General features: G+C 72.6%; 19 protein-coding genes. 17 read left to right on the forward strand and 2 right to left on the reverse strand.

Translation table 11 applies throughout. The features are described from left to right. The first annotated feature begins 158 nt into the window (after positions 1-158). The 4 genes from CLV43_RS12155 to CLV43_RS12170 all read left to right on the forward strand — a co-directional run bounded on the left by CLV43_RS12155 (position 159) and on the right by CLV43_RS12170 (position 3,244). Entirely contained in the window at positions 159-782 is a 624-nt protein-coding gene (locus tag CLV43_RS12155) for an NADPH-dependent F420 reductase (protein ID WP_106187199.1), read from the forward strand. Positions 783-822: 40 nt separating this feature from the next. Continuing rightward, complete coding sequence (locus CLV43_RS12160; protein ID WP_106187200.1) at positions 823-1,758, forward strand: SDR family oxidoreductase; 936 nt, start codon at positions 823-825, stop codon at positions 1,756-1,758. A 35-nt stretch (positions 1,759-1,793) separates the two neighbouring features. Beyond that, complete coding sequence (locus tag CLV43_RS12165) at positions 1,794-2,462, forward strand: NADPH-dependent F420 reductase (RefSeq protein WP_245886324.1); 669 nt, start codon at positions 1,794-1,796, stop codon at positions 2,460-2,462. 452 nt (positions 2,463-2,914) lie between these two features. Then, positions 2,915-3,244 (forward strand): hypothetical protein, encoded by a 330-nt coding sequence (locus CLV43_RS12170; protein ID WP_146174740.1) that lies wholly within the window; start codon positions 2,915-2,917, stop codon positions 3,242-3,244. A 52-nt stretch (positions 3,245-3,296) separates the two neighbouring features. Here CLV43_RS12170 and CLV43_RS12175 read toward each other — a convergent pair whose 3' ends face one another. Beyond that, a complete protein-coding gene (locus CLV43_RS12175) occupies positions 3,297-4,019 on the reverse strand; it encodes a M23 family metallopeptidase (protein ID WP_245886327.1) in 723 nt (240 codons plus the stop codon). Positions 4,020-4,281: 262 nt separating this feature from the next. Next, a complete protein-coding gene (locus CLV43_RS12180; protein WP_245886330.1) occupies positions 4,282-5,259 on the reverse strand; it encodes an esterase/lipase family protein in 978 nt (325 codons plus the stop codon). An 826-nt stretch (positions 5,260-6,085) separates the two neighbouring features. Between CLV43_RS12180 and CLV43_RS12185 the strand changes: the two genes are divergently transcribed. The 13 genes from CLV43_RS12185 (at position 6,086) to CLV43_RS12235 (ending at position 22,097) form a co-directional block, all read left to right on the forward strand. Further along, on the forward strand, positions 6,086-7,777 hold the full coding sequence (locus CLV43_RS12185; protein ID WP_106187204.1) for a hypothetical protein: 1,692 nt from the start codon (positions 6,086-6,088) through the stop codon (positions 7,775-7,777). A 63-nt stretch (positions 7,778-7,840) separates the two neighbouring features. Beyond that, positions 7,841-8,242 (forward strand): coenzyme B12-dependent isobutyryl CoA mutase small subunit, encoded by a 402-nt coding sequence (icmB, locus tag CLV43_RS12190; protein WP_106187205.1) that lies wholly within the window; start codon positions 7,841-7,843, stop codon positions 8,240-8,242. A 258-nt stretch (positions 8,243-8,500) separates the two neighbouring features. After that, positions 8,501-9,670, forward strand: a complete 1,170-nt coding sequence (gene sucC / locus CLV43_RS12195) for an ADP-forming succinate--CoA ligase subunit beta (RefSeq protein WP_106187206.1) — start codon at positions 8,501-8,503, stop codon at positions 9,668-9,670. 3 nt (positions 9,671-9,673) lie between these two features. Continuing rightward, entirely contained in the window at positions 9,674-10,564 is an 891-nt protein-coding gene (gene sucD, locus CLV43_RS12200) for a succinate--CoA ligase subunit alpha (RefSeq protein WP_106187207.1), read from the forward strand. A 101-nt stretch (positions 10,565-10,665) separates the two neighbouring features. Continuing rightward, positions 10,666-11,058: a hypothetical protein gene (locus tag CLV43_RS47075; RefSeq protein ID WP_146174741.1), complete on the forward strand. Its 393-nt coding sequence runs from the start codon at positions 10,666-10,668 to the stop codon at positions 11,056-11,058. Positions 11,059-11,286: 228 nt separating this feature from the next. Continuing rightward, complete coding sequence (locus tag CLV43_RS12205; protein WP_106187208.1) at positions 11,287-11,985, forward strand: DUF5336 domain-containing protein; 699 nt, start codon at positions 11,287-11,289, stop codon at positions 11,983-11,985. Between the two features lie 104 nt (positions 11,986-12,089). Next, positions 12,090-13,682 carry a cell division protein PerM gene (locus CLV43_RS12210; RefSeq protein ID WP_106187209.1) on the forward strand — a complete coding sequence of 531 codons (1,593 nt, stop codon included), beginning with the start codon at positions 12,090-12,092 and terminating at the stop codon, positions 13,680-13,682. A gap of 117 nt (positions 13,683-13,799) precedes the next feature. Further along, a complete protein-coding gene (gene purN, locus CLV43_RS12215; RefSeq protein ID WP_425445749.1) occupies positions 13,800-14,411 on the forward strand; it encodes a phosphoribosylglycinamide formyltransferase in 612 nt (203 codons plus the stop codon). Next, a complete protein-coding gene (gene purH / locus CLV43_RS12220) occupies positions 14,408-15,991 on the forward strand; it encodes a bifunctional phosphoribosylaminoimidazolecarboxamide formyltransferase/IMP cyclohydrolase (protein ID WP_106187211.1) in 1,584 nt (527 codons plus the stop codon). The genes purN and purH overlap by 4 nt, the downstream gene beginning before the upstream one ends. Positions 15,992-16,257: 266 nt before the next feature. Further along, on the forward strand, positions 16,258-16,929 hold the full coding sequence (locus CLV43_RS12225) for a hypothetical protein (RefSeq protein ID WP_106187212.1): 672 nt from the start codon (positions 16,258-16,260) through the stop codon (positions 16,927-16,929). A 142-nt stretch (positions 16,930-17,071) separates the two neighbouring features. Further along, positions 17,072-18,637: a DNA polymerase Y family protein gene (locus CLV43_RS12230; protein ID WP_106187213.1), complete on the forward strand. Its 1,566-nt coding sequence runs from the start codon at positions 17,072-17,074 to the stop codon at positions 18,635-18,637. Then, the gene (locus tag CLV43_RS47755) at positions 18,637-18,798 is read left to right on the forward strand and encodes a hypothetical protein (RefSeq protein WP_170155813.1); all 162 of its coding nucleotides are present in this window, start codon (positions 18,637-18,639) and stop codon (positions 18,796-18,798) included. Before CLV43_RS12230 ends, CLV43_RS47755 begins: the two co-directional genes overlap by 1 nt. Continuing rightward, a complete protein-coding gene (locus CLV43_RS12235) occupies positions 18,798-22,097 on the forward strand; it encodes an error-prone DNA polymerase (RefSeq protein ID WP_106187214.1) in 3,300 nt (1,099 codons plus the stop codon). The genes CLV43_RS47755 and CLV43_RS12235 overlap by 1 nt, the downstream gene beginning before the upstream one ends. Positions 22,098-22,168: the final 71 nt, after the last annotated feature.

Here is a 22,168-nt window from a genome sequence, read left to right on the forward strand (position 1 = left end):
AACCTTGTGAGGTAACCGATGACGTCAGGTGAATTCGGTATCGGGCCTTGAGGATTTCATTCTGGGCTCGGAATGCGCACACCAGGAATCGAATGCCGCCCATTGCGTCATTCGACGACATCGTGGCGTCCTCTTCAGCTCGAGAAAGCGGAAAAGCAATGAGCAGCGTCAGCATCATCGGCTTGGGGAACATGGCGGGCGCCCTGGCGGGCCGGGCGCTCGCGGGCGGCAACACCGTCGAGATCATCGGTCGCGACCCGGCCAAGGCCGCGGACCTCGCCGCCGCGCTCGGCGGCGGTGCCACCGCCGGGACGTTCGGCACCGCCCCCGCGGGCGACATCGTCGTGCTCGCCGTGCCGAACGCCGCCGCCGTGCCGATCGTCACGCAGTACGGGAAAGCGTTGGCGGGCAAGGTCGTCATCGACATCACCAACCCCTTGAACGCCGACGCCACCGGGGTGGTCACCCCCGACGGCACCTCGGCCGCGCAGGAGATCGCCAAGGCCGCACCGGCGAGCGCGCACGTCGTGAAGGCGTTCAACACCGTCTTCGGCCACGTCCTGACCCCCGACCGCACGCTGGACGTGCTCCTCGCGGGCGACGACGCAGGGGCCAAGGCGAGCGTGTCGGAATTCGTCGAGAGCATGGGTTTGCGCCCGCTGGACACCGGAGGCCTGGAAATGGCGCGCTGGCTGGAGGGCACGGGTCTGCTGATGATCAGCCTGGCCCGCCACGGCGCGGGGACCTTCGACTTCTCCCTCGGCGTGAACATCCTCCGCTGAGCGCGTCCGCACCACCACACCATTCACGAGGAGCACGAGCGTGCGCGTTTTCGTCACCGGTGGGACCGGCCATTCCGGTTCGCACATCATTCCCGAGCTCGTCGCCGCCGGGCACGAGGTCACCGGCCTCGCCCGGTCGGACGCGGGCGCCGCGGCGTTGTCCGCGCTCGGCGCGAAGGTGCGCCGCGGCGACCTCCAGGACCTCGACGGGCTCAAGGAGGCGGCCGCGGACTCCGACGGCGTCGTCCACGTCGCGCACCGGCAGGACCTGCTGCCGTCCGGCGGGCTCGACGCCGTGGCCGCCGCGGAGGTCCCGATCATGCTCGCGTACGGCGAGGCGCTCGCGGGAACCGGGAAGCCGCTGGTCGCGGCGGGGAGCATCGGCTCGCCGGGGAACCTGGGCCGTCCGGCCACCGAGGAGGACCCCGCTCTGCCCAGCGGCGACGAGCACAAGGGGACCCTGCGGGTCCGCAACGTCGTGGAGACCACCGTGGTCGGCCTCGCCGAGCGGGGAGTGCGCTCCTCGGTCGTGCGGATCGCCAACATCGCGCACAGCACGACCGACCGCGCGGGCTTCCTCGTGCGGCTGATCGCGCTCGCGCGGGAGAAGGGCGTCGTCGGCTACCCCGGCGACGGCGCGAACGTGTGGAACGCCGTGCACGCCCGCGACCTCGCCGTCCTGTTCCGCCTGGCGCTGGAGAAGGGGCCGGCGGGCAGCTACTGGCACGGCGTCGGGGACGGGGCCATCCCGTTCCGCGACATCGCCGAGGCCATCGGCGGCCGCCTGGGCCTGCCCGTGGTGAGCGTTCCCGTGGACGCGCTGATGGTGCCGGGCCACTTCGGGTTCCTCGCGAACGTGGTCACGCAGAGCTACCCGGCGTCCACCCTCGTCACCCGCCGGGTCCTCGGCTGGGAACCCGCCCAGCCCGGCCTGCTCGCCGACCTGGACAACGGCCACTACTTCCCCGCCGGCTGACGGCGGGACCGGATGACGAGGAGGACACCGAGAACATGACGACCGTGGGGTTCATCGGGAGCGGGCACATCGGCGGCAGCGTCGCGCGGCTCGCCGTCGAGGCCGGGCACCGGGTCGTGCTCAGCAACTCGCGTGGTCCGGAGGCGCTCGCGGACCTGGTCGCGGAACTGGGGCCGTCGGCGTCCGCGGCGACGAGCGGGGAGGCCGCGGCGGCGGGCGACCTCGTCGTGGTCGCGGTGCCGGTCAAGGCGTTCCCCGACCTGTCCGCCCTGCCGCTGGCCGGGAAGGTGGTCGTCGACACGGGCAACTACGGCCCCGAGCGCGACGGGCACGTCCCCGAGCTCGACGGCAAGTCGCTCACGTCGAGCGAGCTGCTGCTGCGGTACGCCCCGGACGCCTTGGTGGTGAAGGCGTTCAACAACATCTTCTCCAAGCACCTGGTGTCGCTCGCCCGTCCGGAGGGGGCGGCCGACCGCTCGTACCTGCCGATCGCCGGGGACTCCGCCGGGGCGAAGGCGGTGGTGACCGGGTTCATCGAGTCCATCGGGTACGGCGTCGTGGACGCGGGAGCGCTGGCCGACAGCTGGCGGCAGGCGACGGGCACGCCGGTGTGGGGGACCCCGTACGGGCCGTTCTCGGACGAGGAGGGCCGGCCGGTCGACGAGGACGCCATCCGCGCGGCACTGGCCGCCGCGACGCGGTGACCGCGCGCCTGCTCGCCGAAGGTCGCGGCTCTTCCGGGGTCAGCTCCCCCTCGGATGTCGCCGGGCTGGACCCAGGCCGCGGTCCGGTGGAGCCCGTCGCCGTCCGGGAACATCTGTGCGCCCCGTCGAACCACCTCCCCACCCCGTCCGTGTACCGGGTGGACGCGGCAGTGCCGACCGGCTCTCCACATCGGATTCGGACGGGGTGCAACCTGTGCCCCCGCTGTGCGTCTTAGAGGGTGTCGGAAGCGATCTGGTCCACGCGTTCGGGGCGCACGGGCCAGGGGGAAGTCGCCGAAGGCGCAAGGGGAGCGGGAGTACCGCGCGGGGGCGGTGTTCTTGCGAAGGGGAGGGTTCTACCGGGGGCTGGCCGGGCCGCGCGAGCGGCCCGGCCTTTTATTTCCGCAGCTCACACCACGTGCCGCCGAAAATTGTCGGTGCCGTCCTGTTCCATGACACCCAACGCGGACACGGGCCAGCGGGGCCCGGAAGTGGGGGTGCTCGGTGTGGACGAGGTCTTGGCGCGGTTGCTCCACGAGCGCGTGGTCGGCTATCTCGAGGCTGTCGACCGCCTGGCGGCGCTTGAGGAGTCGCGGACGACAGCTTTCGAAGCCCGGAGACTGGCCGCCGCCTGGCGGGCCGTCCTGCGCCTGCACGACATCAGCGCGCGCGGCGGCTGTCCGGCCTGCGGGCGAGGCCGTCGGATGTGCTCGGTCTGGCGGGTGGCGTGCGCCTACTTCGTCCACCGGCTCCCGTGGGAGCGCCGCCGGTTCAGGTGGTGACGCCGGATCCGCCGTGCGCGGAGAGCTGCGCACGGCGGATCGGGGGTTCGTCCTAGAGGGTGACGCCGCGCTCGTTGAGCCACGGCAGCGGGTTGATCTTCATCCCGCTCGGGTTCCACACCTCGAAGTGCAGGTGGGGGCCGGTGGAGAAGCCGCGGTTGCCGACTCGGGCGATCTGCTCGCCCGCGGTGACCTGCTGGCCCTTCTGCACCGAGAAGGTGTCCATGTGGCCGTAGACGGTCACGGTGCCGTCGGCGTGCTCGATCTTGACCCAGAGCCCGAACCCGCTGGCGGGCCCCGCCTCGATCACGACGCCGTCGGCGGCCGCGTAGATCGGGTCGCCGATCGGGCCCGCGATGTCGATGCCGTAGTGCATCTCGCCCCAGCGGCCGCCGTAGCCGGAGGTGAACACGCCGGGTGCGGGGCGGACGACCTTGGGCCGCTTCGCCTCGGCCTCGGCGGCCTCGCGCTTCTCGGTGATCCGCTGGCTCTTGGCGAGCTTGCTGGCCTCCGCGGAGGGGTCGACGAGCTTCGCGACCGGGAGCACCTGGGGTGCGGCGGGGCCCGCGTTGTTGCCGCCCACGCCGAACGCGGCGGCACCGTCGGAGGTGTTCGCCAGCGGTGTGACCTCGTCGGCCTCGGTCGAGGAACCGGCACCGACGGCTTGCAGCGTCTGCCCGGCGCCTGCGGCGGCGAACGCGCCGACCGCGACAGCGGCGATCACGATCCGCCCGCGCAGGGCGGACGGTGGCGGCGGCAGGCGGTGCGTGCTCACGGGTCGGACCGAGGCACGGGTAACCGCCTCGTCGAGCACAGTGCCACCTGCTGGGCCGCCGGGGGAGCGGTGTTGGGACAAAGCCGGGCCTTCCGTGTTCCGGGGAGTCCAGTCGGACACCGGGCGGGGGATCCCGGGAGAGCCGGTCGGGGTTCCGACTCTGCGTCCTTGCATGTGACCAGACCGTGACAACGGACTCCGGGAACATAACGGGGTTGACACCTAGGGGCAATCCCCGAGGCCGATGTCTACCGAATAGCGGTTAGCGCGAGGCCTGCGGACGTGAGCCGTGACGCTCCGTCATGCCAGAACCGGAAAACCCCTCACGTCCAGGCGTGACGTGGTGCAACGTGCTGTCATCCGATCGAGTGATAGCCGCGACGACCGCATGCAGAGTGCGCGTATCGACCGGGAGGGACAGGTGACCTGAATCACGTATCTCGTGTTCTTCGACGAGCAACCCCGGATGCGACAGGCGTGCGTTGCGCTGCGGCACGATGACCTGGTCCATCGCGCTCCACACCACCACGAACCGCGTCCGGCACGGCCTGCCCGGCTCGGCCAGTTCGGTCAACAGGTCGGATCCGGGGCGCAGCTGCCGGGTCAGCGGGGTGGGGAGGAGGTAGGCGGCCAACGTGCCGCCGTGCGGCGTGCCCAACGTGACCAGGGTGCGCACCCGCGCGTCCCCGTGCAGCCGCTGCACGTAGTACCGCGCGATCAACCCGCCCAGCGAGTGCCCGACCACGTGCACCCGGTCCGCTCCGGTCTGCTCGCAGATCCGCTCGATGTGCTCGCCGAGCAGCGCTGCCGATCGTCGGACGTCGCCGGTCAACGCGGTCAGCACGCTGTAGTTCACCGCGTGCACCACTCCGAAGCCCCGCCTCCGCAGTGCCCCCGACAGCACTGCGAAGGCGGACCTGTTGTCCCCGATCCCGTGCACGAGCACGATGGGGGTACCCGCCGCGTCCATCGCGGAAACCACCAGCCCGCGCTGCCGCGGCGGCAGGTGGTCCGTCCGGTAGTGCCGGAACTGCTCCTCGGGTCGCAACTGCTGCGCCACCGCTCCCCACGGGTACAGCACCGCGTGCGCCGCCAACCACGCCGCTTCCACAGCGACCCCGCGCACCCCACCAACGGTCGCCACCGTCCGCAGCACGTCCGCCGCCTGCCCCGACACGTCCTTCGCCACCCGCACCCCGGAGCCCGCACGCCGCAACAGCACGTCCGTCAGCCGCCGCAACCCACCACTCCCCATAAGGGTGAAGGTAAGTCATCCACCCAACAACAAACGAGAGCCCACTTCGCCTATTCCCGAACGAACACTCCATCCACTTGGCAACACCCCCGCTCACCCGCCCTCCCTTCCCGGCCGGTTGGGTCACCGTCCCTGCGGGGTGCGGGGTGCGGGGTGCGGGGTGCGGGGTGCGGGGTGCGGGGTGCGGGGTGCGGGGTGCGGTGATGGGCTGCGGTGATGGGCTGCGGTGATGGGCTGCGGTGATGGGCTGCGGTGATGGGCTGCGGTGATGGGCTGCGGTGATGGGCTGCGGTGCCTTGAACCCGGCTAAGCAACTGCGGGTCACCGCACAGTTCGCGGCCAAGAAGAGCGCTCGCCCACCGCGCTTGACGCCTGCTCCGGTTCGAAGCCGGATGCCCTGTCCATCGCGGAGCGTCGGACAGCCGCCGCAACCAGACACCCGCCCGACGAAGCCGACGCTTGGTCCGGCGAAGCTCGGATCCCCGCCCCGGTGCGAAGCGCCCCAGCCTCTTTGTCGGCGACAGCCGATGCCTGGTCAGGCGAAGCCTGATGCCTGGTCCGTCGCGGAGCGTCGGATGCTGGCGTAGCCAGTCCCCACCCTGCACCCCGATCCGAAGCCCGCTCTGTGCCGCACTGTCTTGTCAAGACATCTTTCCCGTCTTGACAAGACAGTGCGGCATTGAGACAATCGGCGACCGGGGTGGAGGCATGTTCACTAAAACTCAACCCCGATACTCCATCCAGCCCAACACCCCCACCCCCGCACCACGTGCCCACACCCCCACCCACACGACTTGTTAGCGTTCATCCGGTGACGCGAACCGCCCGTGACTCCGTCGTGGCCGGCGCCGAACCGGCGTCCTCGACCCCCGCCCGGCTCCGTGCGGCGTTCGGCCTGGCCGCCGTCGGTGCCCTCCTGGCCGCGACCGCCCCTCTGCTCGGCGTCGTCTCCGGCGGCACTTCTCCCGCGTACACGGCCTGGCCCCTGCTGGTGCTGCTGGCTCTCCTACCTGCGGTTCTCGCGGGTGCGTTCCTCTTCCGCGACCACCCCGCGGCGGCGGCGGGCGTCCTGGCGGCGACGGCTTTCTTCGCCCCCGGTCGCCTCCTGGTCGACCTCCAGATCCTCGCCGACACGACCTACACCACCCGCCCGGAGCTGTTCCGCCCCACCAGCCTCACCCCGCTGACGCCCGGCGTCGGCCTGTGGCTCCTGGTGGCGGGGCACGTGCTCGTGCTGGCCGCGGGTCTGCTGGCCGCTGTCGGCACGGATGCCGGGGACGTCGAGGACACCGACCAGGCGAGCACCCGCAAGTTCCTCGGTCTGGTGGTGGTCGCGGGCGCGGTCGCGGCGATCGGTCTGTTCATGGCGCCGATCACGTCGTCGGACCCCCTCGTCCCCACCGGCGGCCCCTTCGACGCCCCCGCGCTGGCGATGATCGGCGGCCTGCTGCTCGCCCTCGCCGCCCCGGCCGCGGGTGTGCTGGCCGCCAGCAACCCCGCCGCCGAGAACCGCCGCGGTGGACTGCTGGCAATCGCCGCCGCCTTGGCCGCCATCGCCCTGCCGCCGTTCGCCGCCGGCCTGTTCGCCGACCGGCTGGGCGTGTCGATCGGTTCCGTGCTCCTCCTGCTGGCCGCCGCCGCCCACGCCGTCCTGGCCCGCTTCCTCGGCCGCGACACCACCCCGGAGGACACGGCCGAGCCGCACGCCGTCGAGCTCCCCGGTCTGCGCCGCCTCAACGTCACCGCGGGTGTCCTGGGCCTGGTCGCGGCCGCCTCCGCGCTCGGCGGGGTCCTCGTGCCGCAGCTGGTCGTCCCGGACGGCCTGGCGCTGCCGGTCGGTTACGGCGAACGGCTGCTCTGGCCCGCGCTGGTCGTGGTCGCGGTCCTGGCGGCGGTGCTGGTCGCCAACGTCGGCGCCGTCCGCCCCGCCTTCACGGTCGCCCTGGCCGCACTCCCGCTGGCCGCGGGCGCGGCGCTGGACTCCGTCTACGCCGCCACCCAGGTCGGCTCGGTCAAGCCCGGCAACGGGGTGTGGTTCACCGTGCTGGCCGTGGTCCTGGCCATCGCCGCCGCCGTGACCGCGGCGCTGGCCGGTGCGCTGGAACGCGAGGACGTCGAGCCCGCGAAGACGCAGGCGCCGCTGCCGATGGTGGCGTTCGTGCTGATCGGAGGCCTGCTGGCCCTCGGCGGCTTCGCGCTGCCGGTGCTGCGCGGCCCGGACTTCCACGCCGTCGGGCTGCTGGACTTCAAGGTCGGCTCGTGGGGGCTGCTGGCCGGTCTGCTGGCGGTCGTGGCCGCCGCCGGTCTGGCGCTGCTCGCCCGCCCGTCGCGCGCGGGTGGGCTGCTGCTCGGGGCGGCGCTCGTGACGGCGGTCCGCGCGGTCGAGTACCCGCTCACCTCGGCGCGCGTCACGGGCGCGACGCCGGGGCCGGGGCTGTGGCTGGCGGTGGCCGGCGCGATCGCCCTGCTCGCGGGCGCGGCGGTGTCGGCTTCCCGACGCTGACCCGCCGGCCTAGTCTGCGGTCGCAGGCGATCCCTGCGCCGAGAACGGGAACAGGAGACACCGATGAGCGGTCGGATCCGCGTGGTCGTGGCCAAACCAGGGCTCGACGGCCACGACCGGGGAGCCAAGGTCGTGGCGCGCGCGCTGCGCGACGCGGGCATGGAGGTCGTCTACACCGGACTCCACCAGACACCCGAACAGGTGGTGGAGACCGCTCTCCAGGAGGACGCCGACGCGGTCGGCCTCTCCGTTCTCTCCGGCGCGCACATGACGCTGTTCGCGCGGGTCATCGAGCTGCTCAAGGAGAAGGGCGCCGAGGACGTCGTGGTGTTCGGCGGCGGGATCGTGCCCGAGGAGGACATGCCCGCGCTCACCCGGATGGGGGTGGCGAAGATCTTCACCCCCGGCGCGACCACGACGGAGATCGTCGACTGGGTCCGCGAGCACGTCGCGCAGCCGGTCTGACGACGTTGTCGTGATCGACCTCACCGCCGTTATGACGGACCTCACCGGGTACGGCGTGCGGACGGTCCGGGCAGGTCGATAATGTCTTGCGCAGCCGCGTCCAGCCGGTCCTCTTACTGCTCCGCCGGCGTTCCAGGTGGTACCTGGTGCGTGTGAGCGCCTGAAGACCGTGCCCTGGGTTCCACCTGGAGCGCCGGACCTTTGAGGACCAACCCCCCAAGGACGCGGTGTCCGACACCGACGTCGCAGGAGACCCGAGTGGACCTGTACGAGTACCAGGCGAAGGATCTCTTCGCCGCCCACAACGTTCCGGTACTGCCGGGCGATGTGGCCAGCACCCCTGCCGAGGCCAAGGCGCTCGCCGAGAAGTACGGCACGACCGTCGTGGTGAAGGCCCAGGTCAAGACGGGCGGCCGCGGCAAGGCCGGTGGCGTGAAGCTCGCCGAGACCCCGGACGAGGCGCAGACCAAGGCCGAGGCCATCCTCGGTCTGGACATCAAGGGGCACATCGTCCACCGCGTGCTGGTGACGACCGCCTCGGACATCGCGGAGGAGTACTACTTCTCCTTCCTGCTCGACCGCTCCAACCGCACCTTCCTGGCCATGGCGTCGGTCGAGGGCGGCATGGAGATCGAAGAGGTCGCGGCCACCAACCCCGACGCGCTGGCCAAGATCGCCATCGACGCCATCAAGGGCGTCGACCTGGCGAAGGCCCAGGAGATCGTCGCGGCCGCGAAGTTCCCGGCCGAGGTCGCCGACCAGGTCGCCGACGTCATCGTGAAGCTCTGGGAGACGTTCGTCTCCGAGGACGCCACGCTGGTCGAGGTCAACCCGCTCGTGCGCGACCCCGAAGGCAAGATCGTCGCCCTCGACGGCAAGGTCACCATCGACGAGAACGCCGCGTTCCGGCACCCGGAGCACGCCGCGCTGGTCGACGAGAAGACCGAGGACCCGCTCGAGGCGAAGGCCAAGGCCAAGGGCCTCAACTACGTGAAGCTCGACGGCCAGGTCGGCATCATCGGCAACGGCGCCGGTCTCGTGATGTCCACTCTGGACGTCGTCGCCTACGCCGGTGAGAAGCACAAGGGCGTCAAGCCCGCGAACTTCCTCGACATCGGCGGCGGCGCGTCCGCCGAGGTGATGTCGAACGGCCTCGACATCATCCTGAACGACCCGGACGTGCGCAGCGTCTTCGTGAACGTCTTCGGCGGCATCACCGCCTGCGACGCGGTCGCGAACGGCATCGTGCAGGCGCTGGAGATCATCGGCGACGCGGCGACCAAGCCGCTCGTCGTCCGCCTCGACGGCAACAACGTGGAGGAAGGCAGGCGGATCCTCGCCGAGGCCAACCACCCGCTCATCACCGTCGTCGACACTATGGACAACGCGGCCGACAAGGCCGCCGAGCTCGCAGCAGCGGGGGTCTGACCGATGGCCATCTTCATCAACAAGGACAGCAAGGTCATCGTCCAGGGCATGACCGGTGCCGAGGGCACGAAGCACACCAAGCGCATGCTCGCGTCCGGCACGAACATCGTCGGTGGCGTGAACCCGCGCAAGGCGGGCGAGAAGGTCGACTTCGACGGCACCGTGCTCCCGGTCTTCGCGACCGTGGCCGAGGCCATCGAGGCGACCGGCGCCAACGTCACGGTGATCTTCGTTCCCCCGAAGTTCGCCAAGGACGCCGTCATCGAGGCGATCGACTCGGGCATCGGCCTCGCCGTCGTGATCACCGAGGGCATCCCGGTGCACGACACCGCGAAGTTCTGGGCGCACGCCGTCGCGACCGGCAACAAGACCCGGATCATCGGCCCGAACTGCCCCGGCCTCATCAGCCCCGGCCTGTCGAACGCGGGCATCATCCCCGCGAACATCTCCGGCGCCGGCAAGGTCGGCCTGGTGTCCAAGTCGGGCACCCTGACCTACCAGATGATGTACGAGCTGCGCGACTTCGGCTTCTCCACCGCCATCGGCATCGGCGGCGACCCGATCATCGGCACCACGCACATCGACGCCCTGGAGGCCTTCGAGGCCGACCCGGACACCGTCGCCATCGTGATGATCGGCGAGATCGGCGGCGACGCCGAAGAGCGCGCCGCGGCCTTCATCAAGGACAACGTCACCAAGCCCGTCGTGGGCTACGTGGCGGGCTTCACCGCTCCCGAGGGCAAGACCATGGGCCACGCCGGCGCCATCGTCTCCGGCTCCGCGGGCACCGCGCAGGCGAAGAAGGAGGCCCTCGAGGCCGCCGGTGTCAAGGTCGGCAAGACGCCGTCCGAGACCGCCGCCCTGATGCGGGAGATCATGCAGTCGATCGGCTGATCCCGTTCCACCACGCCTGAGGCCGGACCCGCCACCACGGGGGTCCGGCCTTTCGCGTGCCGGGGTGATGCGTTTCCGACGTGGAATGCGATGTCCGGTTCATGGCCGCAAAACCTCCACCCCCGCCACCGCGCCGCCCCGCACCGCCTCGGCGGGTCGCCGGGGTCGTCCTGCTGACCGCCGGTGCGGCGATCGTGCTGTGGTGGGCGGGCATCACCGGCCTCGGCCTGCGCGTCGGGCTGGGGGTGGGTGTCGGCGGGGTGTTCGCCCTGCAGCTCGCGTGGCACCGCCGACGACCCGCCGGCGCGCGACCCCCTGAACCCGCCCACGTCGTGACCGTGTCCCGCCCGCCCTCCAGACCCGTGCTGCCCGTACAGCGGAGCTGCATGCCCCACCGCCGCCACGGATCGACCCGACCAGGGCTCGGCGCTTGGCGGTCCTCGACCACACCGTGGAACACGCCGCCTCGAACGCACGTGAGCGGCAGGCCTTAGAAGCCGTTGATCTGGCTGTCCGGTGTTCGTCCGTGGACGACCCACCTGCCTGTGGACAACCACGCCCCATCGACCCCGTCGTCCCGACAACGCGTGGTTGGTTGCGTTCCGTGATGTACTGGCATCCCCGAGTGGGGGAACCAACTCGATCCGGTCATCGTCCGAGTGGGCGGATCGGCTAGCGTTTTGCTGCCGCTCGTAGTCCCTCGGTGGAGGAGGAACCTCACCATGTCCGTCCCGTACGGCGCCCCTCAGCAACAACCGGGTGCTCCCGGTCCGGCGCAGCCGGCGATGGGCCTGAACCTGGGCTTCTTGCTCCCGCTGGTCGCGGCCGGCCTGGCGTTGATCTCGTTCCTGCTCGCGTTCGCGGACGACGTGGCGTTCTCGGGTGTCATCGAGTTCATCTACGCCGCCGGTGTGCTCGCCGGTCTTTCCGTGCTGCCCAAGGCGCCTCGGCTGCTGTGGGCGGCGGCGCCGTTGAGCGTGGTGCCGACGTTGGCCATCCTGCAGGGGATGATCAAGACCTCCGCGTCGATCCAGGGCATGCAGATCGTGCTGTTCATCGTGTCGCTGCTGCAGTCCGCGGCGATCGTGGCGAGCCTGCTGGTCGAGGTCGGCATCCTGAAGCTGGAGCCGAAGCCCGCGAACCCGTACGGCCAGCCGGGTGGCTGGAACCCGCCGACCGGTGGTTTCCCGCCCCAGGGCCAGCACCCGCAGCAGGCCCAGCAGTACGGCCAGCAGCCGCAGCAGGCCCAGCAGCCGCAGCAGCCGCCGACCGGTGGCTTCGGCACGCCGGTGCAGCCGCAGCAGCCCGGCGCGCAGGGCCCCGGTCCGACGACGTACCTGTCGCAGCCCGGCCAGTTCGGCGGGCAGCAGGCCCCGAACACGCCGCCCGGCGGCTTCGGCGGTCCGCCGCAGCAGAGCTGAGCAAGCGTTCGACGGAGGGGCGGTACCGGTATCCGGTGCCGCCCCTCCCGCCGTGTCCGGCGTGCCTCACCATGGTGGCCGACGTCGACTGACACAGTGGGAAGGTGCCGGTGCTGCAACCCTCCACGCACGGCGGAACCGACGTGCGGCCCCCCGAGTTCTCCCGTTCGGAACGAGCGCGGGTCCTGGTGATGACCGCCGCGGGTTCCGTGGTGATCGGGTACGCCGCCGTCGCCGCCCTGCTCGCCCTGATCGCCGCGACGGCCACGCACGCCGCGTTCTCCACGACCGGTGTCCTCGCGGCGGCCGCGCCCGGCTGGCTGGTGGCCCACCACGTGCCGCTGCGGTTCGAGGGATCGGCCCAGCTCGGTGTGCTGCCGCTGCTGCCGACGGCGCTGCTGATGCTGCTGGCGGGCCGCGCCGCGGCCGGTGCGGCGGACCGGCTGGGGCTGTACGAGCCGCTCCAGGCGCGGGGCGTGGTGCTCTGCATCGCGGGCGCGCACGCCATCACGGGCGGGACGATCGCGTTGCTGATGGGGGACGGGCCGGTGCGGGCGACGCCCGCCGTGGCGTTCTTCGGCTGCGCGGCGGTGTCCGGGGTGGCGGCCACGATCGGGGTCGCGCAGCGGTGCGGGCTGGTCGAGGTGCTGATCGACCGGATCGACCCGGTGGCGCGCCGCGGGATGCGGGCCGGGCTGCTGGCGCTGTTCGTGCTGACCGGTCTGGGCGCGCTGCTGGTGGCGCTGGGCCTGGCGTTCTCCTGGTCGACGACGAGCAGCCTGTTCGCCGGGGCGAGCCCGACGTTCGGTGTCGGCCTCGGCATGTGGCTGCTGTGCCTCGGCTACCTGCCGAACGCGGTGGTCGGCGCCATGTCCTACGTCGTCGGCGCGGGCTTCTCGATCGGCGACGTGTCGATGACGCCGACGCGGTTCTCCGGCGGACCGGTCCCGGCGGTGCCGCTGCTGGCCGCGCTGCCCGAGAAGCAGATGCCCTTCCTGCCCGCGCTGCTCCTGGTGCCGCTGCTGCTGGGCGGCCTGGTGGGCTGGTACTGCCGCAAGGCGTCCGACCGCCCGGCGACGAGGCTGCGCGCGGTGCTCGTCGCCGGGGTGACGGTCGCGGTCGTCGCGCTGGTGCTCGCCGCGACGGCGGGCGGTGCCCTGGGCGCGGGCGTGTTCAACCCGGTCACGGTGCCCGCGGGCCTGCTCGCCGTGCTCGTGCTGGGCTGGCTGGTGCTGCCGGGGTCGTTCGTCGCCTGGTTCGCCGGTGCCCGCCCGAAGCGCGTGCCCGCCGCCGAGGCCCCCGCCATCGAGCAGATCCCGGCCGAGGACGGCGCGGACGACGCGGACGCCGAGTACGACGACGACGTGGAGTACGAGGACGAGGTCGACGACGAGTACGACGAGGACTACGAGGACGTCGACGAGGAGCTGGCGCTCGAGGACGAGCTGGCGGAGGAGTTCGAGGAGGACGAGTACGACGACCTCCCCGACGACACCGGCGAGCCGGCCGACGAGTCCGGAACCGACGACGAGCCCGAGGCCGACGACAGCACTGACGACGACACCGACGACACCGGCACCGACGTCGCTGATGACGACCTCGACGCGGAGGCCGAGGCCCAGCTGGAGGCCGAGGCCGACGAGGTCCCGGCGCACGACGGGTCCCCGGAACCGGACCTGAAGGGCAAGGCCGACTAGGCAGCGCCTAGGCTGGTGCTTGAGCTGCGGTGATGGTTCGGACCACGCCCGGCTGACGTTCCCGCACCGGCCCGCCAGGAGACCACGCTGAACGCCGCAGAACCCAGCACCCCCACGCTGTCCGTCCCCGCGAGGGTGGTCGTGCTCGTCTCGGGCTCCGGCACCCTGCTGCAGGCGCTGCTGGACGCCGCCGAGGGCCCGGACTACCCCGTCGAGGTGGTCGCCGTCGGCGCCGACCGCGACGGCATCGAGGGCCTCGCCCGTGCCGAACGCGCGGGCGTGCCGGGGTTCGTGGTGAAGCTGCGCGACCACGCCGACCGCGCGGCGTGGGACGTCGCGCTGACCAAGGCGGTCGCCGAGCACGAGCCGGACCTGGTGGTCTCGGCCGGGTTCATGAAGATCATCGGGGACGGTTTCCTGGCCCGCTTCGGCGGCCGGATGCTGAACACGCACCCCGCACTGCTCCCCGCCTTCCCCGGCGCGCACCCCGTGCGCGACGCGGTGGACTACGGCGTCCACGTCACCGGCGCGACCGTGCACCTGGTCGACGCGGGCGTGGACACCGGGCCGATCCTGGCCCAGGAGGCGGTCGTGGTCGAACCCGGCGACGACGCCGACAGCCTGCACGAGCGCATCAAGGTGGTGGAGCGGCGACTGCTCGTCGACGTGGTCGCCCGCCTGGCCCGCGAGGGCTGCACCGTGAACGGACGAAAGGTGAGCATTCCGTGACCACTCCTGCCGAGAGGCGACCGGTTCGCCGGGCCCTGATCGGGGTGTCCGACAAGTCGGGGCTGCTGGAACTGGCCGCCGGCCTGCACGCGGCCGGAGTCGAGATCGTCTCGACCGGCGGCACCGCCAAGGCGCTGGCCGACGCGGGCGTCCCGGTCGTCCCGGTCGAGCAGGTGACCGGGTTCCCGGAGAGCCTGGACGGCCGCGTCAAGACGCTGCACCCCGGCGTGCACGCGGGCCTGCTCGCCGACACGCGGCGGCCCGAGCACGTGGCGCAGCTCGACGAGCTGGGCATCAAGGCGTTCGACCTGCTCGTGGTGAACCTCTACCCGTTCACCCGGACCGTCGCGTCCGGTGCCTCGGTGGACGAGTGCGTCGAGCAGATCGACATCGGCGGGCCCGCGATGGTCCGCGCGTCGGCGAAGAACCACGCCAGCGTGGCCGTCGTCGTCGACCCGAGCCGCTACGAGTGGGTGCTGGAGCAGGTCGCCGCGGGTGGTTTCACCCTGGCCGACCGGCAGCTGCTGGCGCTGAACGCCTTCCGCCACACCGCTTCCTACGACGTCGCCGTCGCCTCCTGGATGGGCGCCGCGCTCACCTCGGACGACGAGGGCACCGGGTTCCCCGGCTGGGTCGGCGCGACCTGGGACCGCTCGAACGTGCTGCGCTACGGCGAGAACCCGCACCAGAAGGCCGCGCTGTACACGCAGGGCGACGGCCGCACGGGCCTCGCGACGGCGAAGCAGCTGCACGGCAAGGAGATGTCCTACAACAACTACCTCGACGGCGACGCCGCGTGGCGCGCCGCCTGGGACCACGAGCTGCCCTGCGTCGCGATCATCAAGCACGCCAACCCGTGCGGCATCGCGGTGTCCTCGCTGGAGGGTGCCGCGGCCATCGCCGAGGCGCACCGCAAGGCGCACGCGTGCGACCCGACGAGCGCGTTCGGCGGGATCATCGCGGCGAACCGCGAGGTCACCGTGGACATGGCGGAGCAGGTCGCGGAGATCTTCACCGAGGTCGTGATCGCCCCGTCCTACGCCGACGGCGCGGTGGACGTGCTGGCGCGCAAGAAGAACGTGCGCATCCTCGTCGCCGAGCCGCCGGTGCGGCAGGGCGTGGAGCTGCGGCCGGTGACCGGTGGCCTGCTGCTGCAGGGCAAGGACGCGGTCGACGCCGAGGGCGACGACCCGGCCAAGTGGACGCTCGCCTGCGGCACGCCGCTGGACGACCAGGGCCTGGCCGACCTGGCGTTCGCGTGGCGCTCCTGCCGCGCGGTCAAGTCGAACGCGATCCTGCTCGCCAAGGACGGCGCCACGGTCGGCGTCGGCATGGGGCAGGTCAACCGGGTCGACGCCGCGCAGCTCGCGGTGACCCGCGCGGGCGATCGGGTCAAGGGCGCGATGGCGGCCTCCGACGCGTTCTTCCCGTTCCCGGACGGCCTCCAGGTGCTGCTCGACGCCGGTGTGCGCGCGGTCGTGCAGCCCGGTGGCTCGGTGCGCGACGCCGAGGTCATCGCGGCCGCCGAGGCGGCGGGCGTGACGGTGTACCTCACGGGTACGCGGCACTTCGCCCACTAGTCATCTCCACTGAGGGCGGGCCACCGGAAGACCGGTGGCCCGCCCTTTTCCGTGCGCCCACGAGGACTTCCGCGGCGGACCTCCCGGTGTTCCGCGTCACCCGGTGGGTCGTCGGCCATTGACATCGGGCCGGTCGGTCGCGTTAGGATCATCTCGTCATTCGAACATCTGTTCGATGACCAAGCCGCCGACTTCCCACGGCGGTCCGTGTTCAGGGGTGCGCACGGACGGTGGGAGGAGGCTGGGTGTCCAGGTCGGCAACGGCGATGTCGGTCGCGCTCGGGGTAGACGCGACCGGCGGGCTGACCACCCCGGCCGGCGGTCTCACGGGACGGGTCCTGCCGGTTCGCGGGGAACTGGCGGACCTGCTCCCGTGGGGTGGTTTGAGGCGCGGCAGCACGGTGTCGGTCCGCGGGTCGACGTCGTTGCTGCTGGCGCTGCTCGCCACCGCGACCGCCGAGGGGTGCTGGGCCGCCGTCGTCGGCGTGCCGCACCTCGGGGTCCTCGCGGCGGCCGAGCTCGGGGTGGCCGTCCACCGGCTGGCGCTGGTGCCGCGGCCGGGGAGCGACCCGGCCGTGGTCGAGCGGACGGTCGCCGCGCTGCTGGACGGCATCGACCTGGTGTCCGTCGGGGTCCCGGTGTCACCGCACGTCGCCCGGCGGCTGTCGGCGCGCGCCCGGTCCCGCAAGGCGGTGCTGCTGCCCTTCGGCGAGTGGCCGGGGGCGGACGTGGAGCTGCGGACCGGGGAGGGGCGGTGGTCCGGGCTCGGTTCCGGGCACGGGCTGCTGGCCGAACGCGAGGTCGTGGTGCACGCGGGTGGTCGCGGGGCGGCTTCCCGGCCGCGCCGGGGCGCGGTGCTGCTGCCCGCCGCGGGCGGGGGCGTGGGTCCAGCCGCGGGTCGGCCTTCCGGGCGGCCGGTCTCGGTGGTGGCGGGATGAGCCGGCGCGGTGGGTCGCCCGTGGATACGTCGTGGTGCCGGCGCAATGTTGCCGTTCCATCTGGGCAGATTCCGAGCCGTCACCTGGTTGTCCGCGTGTGGTGTTCGTGTGCACAAGGGGAATCGCGCGGTGGCCCGACGGGGTGGGTGGCGTGCGGACGTTGACGGTGTGGTGCCAGGACTGGCCCGTGGTGGCGGCGGTGGCCGCCGCCGGGCTGCCGGTCGCCGTGCCCGCGGCGATCGTGGTGGGCAACGAGGTCGTGCACTGCTCGGCCACCGCGCGCGCCGAAGGGGTGCGCCGGGGGCAGCGGAAGCGGGCGGCGCAAGGACGTTGTCCGGAGCTGGTGCTGTTCGAGGACGACCCGGAACGGGACGCGCGGGTGTTCGAGCCCGTCGCCGCCGCCGTGGAGGAGCTGGCGCCGGGGATCGAGGTCGTGCGACCGGGACTGGTCGCCCTGCCCGCGCAGGGGCCGGTCGGCTTCTTCGGCGGGGCCGAGGCCGCGGCCGAGCGGCTGGTCGACCACGTGGCCGCGGTGGCCGGGGTCGAGGCGCAGGTGGGGGTCGCCGACGGGCTGTTCGCGGCGACGCTGGCCGCGCACCGCGGGGTGATCGTGCCCGCGGGACGGGTGGTGGACTTCCTGGCACCGCTGGGGATCGCGGAGCTCGACCAGCCCGCCGAACGGCTCGCCGGGCGCGCGGAGCTGGTGGACCTGTTGCGGCGGTTGGGGTTGCGCACGCTCGGGGCGTTCGCGGCCGTGCCGGAACGGGACGTTGCCTCGCGGTTCGGCGGTCAGGCGGTGCTGGCGCACCGGCTGGCGCGCGGTGTCGAGGAGCGGGCGCACGGGCGGCGGCGGGTGCCGGTCGAGCTGTCCGTGACGCAGGAGCTGGACCCGCCGGTGGACCGGGTCGACGCGGCCGCGTTCGTGGCCAAGGGGCTGGCCGAGCGGCTGCACGCCGGGCTGGTGGCACGGGGTCTCGCCTGCACGCGGCTGGGGATCAGGGCGACGACCGAGAACGGCGAGGAGTTGTCGCGGGTGTGGCGGTGCGCGGATCCGCTCACGCCGCAGGGGATCTCGGACCGGGTGCGGTGGCAGCTCGACGGGTGGCTGACGACCACGCGCCTCACGTCCGGCATCGGCGTGCTGCGGCTGGACCCGGAGGAGGTCGTCGACGCCGCCGCGTTGCAGCTGGGACTGCTGGAGCAGGACCTGGGGGACGGGGCCGACCGGGCCGCGCGGGCGCTGGTGCACGTCCAGGGGCTGCTGGGGCCGGAGGCGGTCGTGACGCCGGTGCTCGGTGGCGGGCGGGGGCCCGCCGACCGGGTCAGGTTCGTGCCCTGGGGCGACGAACGGGCGCCCGCGGCGGATCCGGGGCAGCCGTGGCCGGGGCGGCTGCCCGCGCCGTCACCGGCGACCGTGCTCGTCGAACCGGCGCGGGTCGTCGTGCTCGACGAGGACGGGGCGGACGTCGGCGTGACCGGTCGGTACGAGCTGACCGCCCCGCCGCGGCGGGTGCTGGTCGACGGCAGGCCGGCGGAGGTTCGGGGGTGGGCTGGACCGTGGCCCGTCGACGAGCGCTGGTGGGACGCGGGAGCGGCCAACCGGGCGGCACGGCTGCAGGTGCTGACCGTGGCCGGAGATGGTGCGGAGCAAGCGTTCCTGCTGGTTCGCGTGGGCGGCCGGTGGGCGGTGGAAGGGGTGTACGACTGATGTCCGATGACTACCAGGGGATCGTGGACTGGCTGCGCGAGATGGGCGAGATCGACCAGCCGGGCCAGCAGGAGGCGCCCGCCTACCTGGCGTGGTTCGGGTGGACGCCGCCACCGGTGCTGATCCCGTTGCCGAGGCGGGCTCCCGACGAGCTGTTCTGATGGGGTGGAACAACCCGCCGGTCCGCTGGTCGGACCTCGAACGCGCGCTGTCGGGCAAGCCGCACAAGGGGGACGGCGGTGACAGCCCGGCGTGGACGCACCACCGCGACCGGTACGCCGCGCCGCCCGAGCTCGGGCTGCGCGTCGACGAGCTGGGCTCCACCCAGACCCGCACGCCGTACGCGGAGCTGCACACCCACTCCAACTTCAGCTTCCTGGACGGCGCGAGCCACCCGGAGGAGCTGGTGGAGGCGGCGCACCAGCTCGGGCTGGACGCCGTCGCGCTGACCGACCACGACGGCATGTACGGGGTGGTGCGGTTCGCCGAGGCGGCCAAGGAGCTCGGCGTGCGCACGGTGTTCGGCACGGAGCTGAGCGTCGGGCTCTCCGCGCCGCAGAACGGGATCCCGGACCCGGAGGGCGAGCACCTGCTGCTGCTCGCCCTCCGCGAGGACGGCTACTACGGGCTGTGCCGGACGATCACCAACGGCCAGCTCGCCGAGGGCGCCGAGAAGGGGCGGCCGGTCTACCGCCTCGACCAGGTCGTGGAGGACACCCGCGAGCACTGCGTGGTGCTCACCGGCTGCCGCAAGGGCGCGGTGCGCCGGGCGCTGGAACGGGAAGGGCCCGCGGCCGCGTTCGCGCGGCTGCGCGAGCTCGTCGACCTGTACAGCGGGGAACGCGTGTTCGTGGAGCTGACCGACCACGGTTTTCCCGGTGACAGCACCAGGAACGACCTCCTCGCGGGGATGGCGGCCGACCTCGGCCTGCCCACGGTCGCCACCAACGCCGTGCACTACGCGTCCCAGTCGCGCGGGCGGCTCGCCGCGGCGATGGCCGCCGTGCGTGCCCGGCGCGGCCTCGACGAGATGGCGGGCTGGCTGCCGCCCGCCGCGGCCGCGTGCATGCGGTCCGGCGACGAGATGGCGCGCCGGTTCGCCCGCTACCCCGGCGCCGTGCACCGGGCCGCGCTGCTGGGCCTGCAGTGCGCCTTCGACCTGCGGCTGGTCGCGCCCAAGCTGCCGCCGTTCGACGTTCCCCCCGGCCACACCGAGATCACCTACCTGCGCGAGCTGACCCGCGCGGGCGCGGCCGAGCGGTACTTCTCGGTCGGCGAGAACCCCAAGGCGTTCCAGCAGATCGAGCACGAGCTGCGGGTCATCGAGGAGCTGGGCTTCCCCGGCTACTTCCTGGTGGTGCACGACATCGTGCGGTTCTGCCGCGACAACGGGATCCTCTGCCAGGGCCGGGGTTCGGCGGCTAACTCCGCGGTCTGCTTCGCGCTCGGCATCACCAACGTCGACGCGGTGCGCTTCGAGCTCCTGTTCGAGCGCTTCCTCGCCCCCGCCCGCGACGGGCCGCCGGACATCGACCTGGACATCGAGTCCGACCGCCGCGAGGAGGCCATCCAGTACGTCTACACCAAGTACGGCAGGCGGCACGCCGCCCAGGTGGCGAACGTGATCAGCTACCGGGCCAAGTCCGCGGTGCGCGACATGGCGCGGGCGCTCGGCTACTCGCCGGGCCAGCAGGACGCGTGGAGCAAGGAGATCGACCGCTGGGGGCCGCTGCGCGACACCGTGGCCGACAGCGGGATCCCGTTGCCCGTGCTGGAGCTGGCCGCGCAGCTGGAGAACTTCCCGCGCCACCTGGGGATCCACTCCGGCGGCATGGTGATCTGCGACCGCCCGGTCAGCGAGGTGTGCCCGGTCGAACGCGGCCGGATGGCCAACCGCACCGTGCTCCAGTGGGACAAGGACGACTGCGCGTCGATCAACCTGGTCAAGTTCGACCTGCTCGGCCTGGGCATGCTGTCCGCGCTGCACTACGTGATCGACCTGGTGCGCGAGCACCACGGCGTCGACGTCGACATGGGCACGATCGACCTGACCGACGCGAACGTCTACGAGATGCTGCAACGGGCGGACTCCGTCGGCGTGTTCCAGGTGGAGAGCCGCGCCCAGATGGCCACGCTGCCGCGGCTCAAGCCGCGCGAGTTCTACGACCTGGTCGTCGAGGTCGCGCTGATCCGCCCCGGCCCGATCCAGGGCGGCTCGGTGCACCCGTACATCAGGCGGCGCAACGGGATCGAGAAGTGGGAGCACGACCACCCCAGGCTCGCGAACGCGCTGGAGCGCACCTACGGCGTGCCGCTGTTCCAGGAGCAGCTGATGCAGATCGCCGTGGACGTCGCCGACTTCACCCCGGCCGAGGCGGACGAGCTGCGCCGGGCCATGGGCGCCAAGCGCTCCACCCACCGGATGGAACGCCTGCGCGACCGGTTCTACGCGGGCTGCGCGAACCACGGCATCGACGAGGACCTGGCGGGCCGGATCTACGCGAAGCTGTTGGCGTTCGCCAACTTCGGCTTCCCCGAGAGCCACGCGCTGAGCTTCGCGCACCTGGTGTTCGTCAGCGCCTGGTTCAAGCTCTACTACCCGGCCGCGTTCTGCGCCGCCCTGCTGCGCGCCCAGCCGATGGGGTTCTACTCGCCGCAGTCCCTGGTCGCCGACGCCCGCAGGCACGGCGTCCGGGTGTTCGGCCCGGACGTGAACGCGAGCCTCCCGCACGCCACCCTCGAGCTCTCCGACGGCGCGCAGGCCGTCCGCGTCGGGCTCGCCGCCGTGCGCACCATCGGCCGGCCCGTCGCCGAGGCGCTGGTGGCCGAACGCGAGCGCGGCGGCCCGTTCCGCGACCTCCAGGACGTCGGCGCCCGCCTCCGGCTGACCACCCCGCAGGTCGAGGCGCTGGCGACCGCGGGCGCGTTCGGCTGCTTCGGCGTGGCCCGCCGCGAAGCCCTGTGGGCGGCCGGAGCCGTGGCCGCGATGCGCCCGGACCGCCTGCCCGGCACGGTGGTCGGCACGACCGCGCCCGCGTTGCCCGGCATGGACGAGATCGAGCTCGCGGTGGCCGACGTGTGGGCCACCGGCCTGTCCCCGGACAGCTTCCCGACCCAGTTCATCCGCGACCGCCTCACCGCGCTCGGCGCGCTGCCGACCGCCAGCCTGGCGGAAGTCCATCCTGGCAGCCGGATCCTGGTCGGCGGCGCGGTCACCCACCGCCAGCGCCCCGCGACGGCGGGCGGTGTCACGTTCCTCAACATCGAGGACGAGACCGGCATGGTCAACGTCGTGTGCAGCACCGGGCTGTGGGCGCGCTACCGCCGCGTCGCCCAGTCCAGCCCCGCCCTGCTCGTGCGCGGCACGGTCGAGGTCGCCGAGGGGGTGGTCAGCGTCCTCGCGGACCGGTTGCAGCACCTGGACCTGCGCATCCCGTCCCGGTCCCGCGACTTCCGCTGAGCCACGGCGGTTGTCCGCCCACGGGGTGATCCACCGGTCATCCCCCGGACCGACGTCCGACGAGCGCGGCC

The sequence above is a fragment of the Umezawaea tangerina genome (genome assembly GCF_003002815.1).
Classification (GTDB): domain Bacteria; phylum Actinomycetota; class Actinomycetes; order Mycobacteriales; family Pseudonocardiaceae; genus Umezawaea; species Umezawaea tangerina.